At 37.1% G+C, this 533-nt stretch carries 1 protein-coding gene; it reads left to right on the forward strand.

Annotated elements, in window-relative coordinates:
* Positions 1 to 97: 97 nt before the first annotated feature.
* The coding region (locus HL054_RS22235; RefSeq protein ID WP_369141307.1) for a hypothetical protein at positions 98 to 533 on the forward strand (436 nt) is incomplete at its 3' end.

The following is a 533-nucleotide window of genomic DNA, read 5'->3' on the forward strand; positions in this document are numbered from 1 at the left end:
GTAAATCGTTTACAAGGTATTATCGACGATCCTGATTCTACCGATGAAGAAAAACAGGCGGCTCAGGATAAATTAGACGAAATTAAAGAGGCCGAAAATGCACAATAAAGATGTAATGCTTTCGGAATATCTGGTTGATAATAACTTGTGGCAAGCTATTATCGCAACGGGGAGTCTGCCATTTTTGGCGGCTCTTTCCGCTGATGAATTAAACGCTTTGACTTCTATTAAATATGGTCAAAGAAAAATGTTTAAACCGTATTTAGTCCCAACGGTTGATATTATCGCTAAAATGTTAGTTGCGGAATATCTTGAACAATGGGGTAAATATAACGACTTCCTGAAAGGGATTTCAAATATTGCCGCTTCTACAGGGCATAAAATTACTGAAAGCATTAGCGATCAGGGTAATGAATTAACTACCGGGGAAATCGTTACTAAAGTAACCGCATTTAATAGCGATACTTTTATTGATGATAAAGCGGTTGATAATCACAATAACGTTGATACTGTTAATGATCGATTCCGCACCA

Source organism: Modestobacter versicolor, from assembly GCF_041028285.1.
GTDB lineage: Bacteria > Actinomycetota > Actinomycetes > Mycobacteriales > Geodermatophilaceae > Modestobacter > Modestobacter versicolor_A.